Origin of the sequence: Endozoicomonas sp. ONNA1 (genome assembly GCF_024606325.1) — a bacterium.
In the GTDB taxonomy this organism is placed as follows: domain Bacteria; phylum Pseudomonadota; class Gammaproteobacteria; order Pseudomonadales; family Endozoicomonadaceae; genus Endozoicomonas_A.
The window spans coordinates 1-3,525 of sequence record NZ_JAHHPN010000839.1 but is presented as its reverse complement, the minus strand read 5'-3'; the positions used below and the strand labels follow the sequence as shown (position 1 = coordinate 3,525).

The 3,525-nt window shown below is 36.3% G+C and carries 3 protein-coding genes; all 3 read right to left on the bottom strand.

The annotated features are described in order from the left end of the window. Positions 1-61: 61 nt before the first annotated feature. Positions 62-1,165, bottom strand: coding sequence for a hypothetical protein (locus tag KDK19_RS19780; RefSeq protein WP_257279696.1), 1,104 nt, complete (start codon positions 1,163-1,165; stop codon positions 62-64). Between the two features lie 155 nt (positions 1,166-1,320). Next, positions 1,321-1,815, bottom strand: coding sequence for a hypothetical protein (locus KDK19_RS19775; protein ID WP_257279697.1), 495 nt, complete (start codon positions 1,813-1,815; stop codon positions 1,321-1,323). Between the two features lie 173 nt (positions 1,816-1,988). Beyond that, the coding region (locus KDK19_RS19770) for a death domain-containing protein (protein WP_257292697.1) at positions 1,989-3,525 on the bottom strand (1,537 nt) is incomplete at its 5' end.

Below are 3,525 nucleotides of genomic sequence, written 5' to 3'. Positions count from 1 at the left end.
GCTTATTACGAATAATACCTCACGACTTCTGGCCTTTTTCACTCATCACTTTCAATTAACATCAGGAACCTAAACCAGATGTAAATAAAGAAAGGCTATGATTCTTCATTAATAGCGGCATCGTAGCTATACGGATAAGTTTATTCTTAGAGATATTCCTTTCAAAAATATCTGTTGAATACTCAAGTCCAGAAAAAGGGAGCCCATAGAGACTCATGTCTCTGGTATCTATAACTACCGATTTTGGGCGATCTTCTGTATCACCGACAAACATCTGTTTTATGGGAACACCTTTTGAAGATATAAAATCGATTAAACTTAAAAAACCGTTTTTTATACCCAGATATTTATAGTATCCACCCACAATGTGGCACTCAAGATTTCTCATTTCTTGCCCATCACAAAATCCAAAAACTTCTGATAAATTTTTGGGTGAAAAATCTAAAGCACCAAAGTGACAAAGCAGCACTTTATTTTGAGCTTTGTCAAAAAGGGCGAAACAAATGCAAGAAGCAAGCCCCGTGGTAAAAATGTATCGTGGCGAACCATCTGTGAACCCCAATTCAAACATATCCACCCTCAACATAGAAGTATCAACATCGTTTAATGCTTGAGGATTACAAAATGGGGTAATAGGTAATGTTTTGAGAGGTTTCTCTTCTCCATCCAGAGAATGAACGTAGGCCTCAGGGGCATCCTTAAGTTCTATAATTAATTGCTTTTTGCCATCACCTTTCAAAACAACAGGAATTAGTCTTTCAGCTCTAATTAAATCAGGAATATCAGTACCATCCAAGACACTTCCGATCAAAGCATGATATTGTCCTGTTTCAAAATATAAATCCTGAAGTTCACTCGTTTCTTTAGTTAAATCAAAAACAAGCCTATCTTTACTGATGCCGACAGTCATTCCAAACTTTTCTAAAATAACATCTTGAATATGTTTGAAGACATGATTTCTACCATGATCAAGTGAGGAGTATCTCCTTAACCTGATGGGTGTTTGCTGACAAGCACTCGCCCATTGTAAATCAGAGGAAACTACAGGCACTACTCTCGCAACAGTATGCCCCTGTTTTGTTGTTTGTTCTTTTACCTGGTTATTTGAAGCATTATCTATAGGAGCAAACGAGCGGTTTCTCTCTAAGCCTACTTTTGGGTCCATAATATTATCCTTTAACTTTTTAACTCTTTAGCTAATTTGGTCACTCAATTTCGATAATTGTTCAATATTATTGCTAACAACTTTGTAAAAATACCTAACAAAACACCCCAGAAGACTGTGGATATCGAGCACCATATTGAGCTGATCAGAAAAATTTACTTAGACCTGAGGCTTTTCTCACAGGCTATTGTTGTTTTTTCTTCCATAGTGTCAGGAGTTGATAGTTCAAAATCCAGATTCCTTCCATTAATTTTATCTATCAAACTCAAACGATCTCCTATCCGAAAAGCAGTACCCCATAATTCAAGATCATTATTTCTATCACTTCTAAAATAAAAATCCCATTTTTTATCAGTGATGCTTTGTTTTATAAAACCGATAGCAACATAGTCAGTACAACCATGCCCTGTATTTTTTTCCAATAAAACCATCATTAGCTCCTTTCCACCACATGAGTCTTCTTCTCCTTTTTTACAAGCTACTAACATACCTGCAATCAGATCTGACTTTATCTCTTCTGGATTCAGCAGCCACCAATAGCCATAGGGAGGCTTTTCAAGGACATCATCGGCCCTGGCACTATGCTGAATAAATTCCGGGCTTAGATAAATAATGGCAAAGCACAAAATGATATAACCTGAATCACGCATGTGAATTTCTCCGAATAGTTTACCCACTTAAATCGATAGTCCCCAGAGTAGCTCATTTTACATGGTTTAAGTATGCCTAACCGCTTTTGTGTCGTTGCTGAAACACTAAGGCCAAAGGCATGGGCTGCGACACGCTTGAAGCGAGGTTTCCGAGCATAAAAAAGTCAGTAGTATCAAAGACCATAATATTCCATTATCTCACGTCTAAGATCATCTCGTTTTATTTTATCAAGAATCACCATTAAGTCTTTAAAGGTAATTCGACCTTTCCTTTGTTTCCATCGCTCTAGCATTTGCATTGTTTTATCAACAACTCCAACAAAATTGGCATCAATAACTCTTACAACATCATAACTAATAACATCCGTATTTATGGCAAAGTTTTTCCAATCATCACCTAATTTATAACCAATATTCAGGAGTTCCCACTGTGATAAAACAGATTCCATGATAACAGACTTCGCTGTTCTTCTTTTTGGTTGCTGATACAGCGGTCCCGTTGCGTGAGCGGCTGCTTGTGTTAACGGAACAGATTCGGGATCCCATTGCCCGGACAGTTCATCAGACAGATGTGTAGGAACCATACCAAAGATCAAGAACATATTACGAATGAACTCATCTTTTTCTTCTGGTTTGGTATGATCCAGCATCAAAACAAGCCTTTCCGAGGCATTAAGGGAAAAATTGCTTAATAACTTAAGTTGCTCATGGGGTACATCTTTGGCAAAAAGAGCATGTTCAGGTAAGATAGCTCTTAAACGTTGCGCGAGCATAGATCTTACAAGAACCACAACGGTAAACATTGCTCTAACTTCTTCGAGATTTGATGACCCATCGGAAGAAACACTTAATGCCAAGGTTTGAAGTGGTTCATAACTGTGGAGTTGATGTAATATTTCACTGTTATAACTCGTAATAAAAGAATATTGATTATGACCCGAAAAACCCCACATAATATTTTCCAACTCTAAACTTTCGTCGTTGATAGCCGGAATGCCAAAAAGATATTTATAATAAATATCTCTGGCCAAGGCATTTAACATTCTTATTGTTATATATTCTGACGGAAAAATTTCACTTTGTAGCAAGTTACCAAGTTGTTCAAATACCTTATAAATAGAATTAATCAACTCTAATTTTTTTTGGGAATCCAACCCTGAATAAAGATTTTGAGTTGATTCATCAGATCCCAAAAGATTATTTCTCGTTAAGTAGTTCGATAATTCGTTTCCAAATCGCTCCAAACTTAATTTACTCTCAAATTCATCCCTTTTAAGAGCAAGTGCTTTAACTATTCTTGTCACCTCAGCATAATTCTCGACCCCTTGGGATTTTGCCAACTCACCAACTTCTGAAATAAGGTGATAAATTGAAATACTACCATGTAAAAACCCAACCCATTTAGAATGAAATTTACTTAGAGTATCTTTATCTGACATGAAACTTTGTGTTAAAAGATTATAAAGCTCTGGAAACTTATAATAGTCATTAATGTGAAAATAATCTCCTCTCTTTCTTCCATCAAACTTTAAACTTTGGAACCATTGAAATATACGAATTGCTGAATAATTAGCATCTTCTTTAGACACCATTATCTCACTATCTCGTCTTATTACAGGATTCGATTCTTTTGCTGCTCCCTCTTCAACCAGATTAGACTCTCGATAAATCAAACATAGTCGAATTTTAAGGTCTATTGTTATGCCTGGT

Bases quoted from the DNA above. Each gene is read 5' to 3' on its own strand.
- KDK19_RS19780 (WP_257279696.1), bottom strand. From the start codon at position 1,165: ATGGACCCAAAAGTAGGCTTAGAGAGAAACCGCTCGTTTGCTCCTATA.
- KDK19_RS19775 (WP_257279697.1), bottom strand. From the start codon at position 1,815: ATGCGTGATTCAGGTTATATCATTTTGTGCTTTGCCATTATTTATCTA.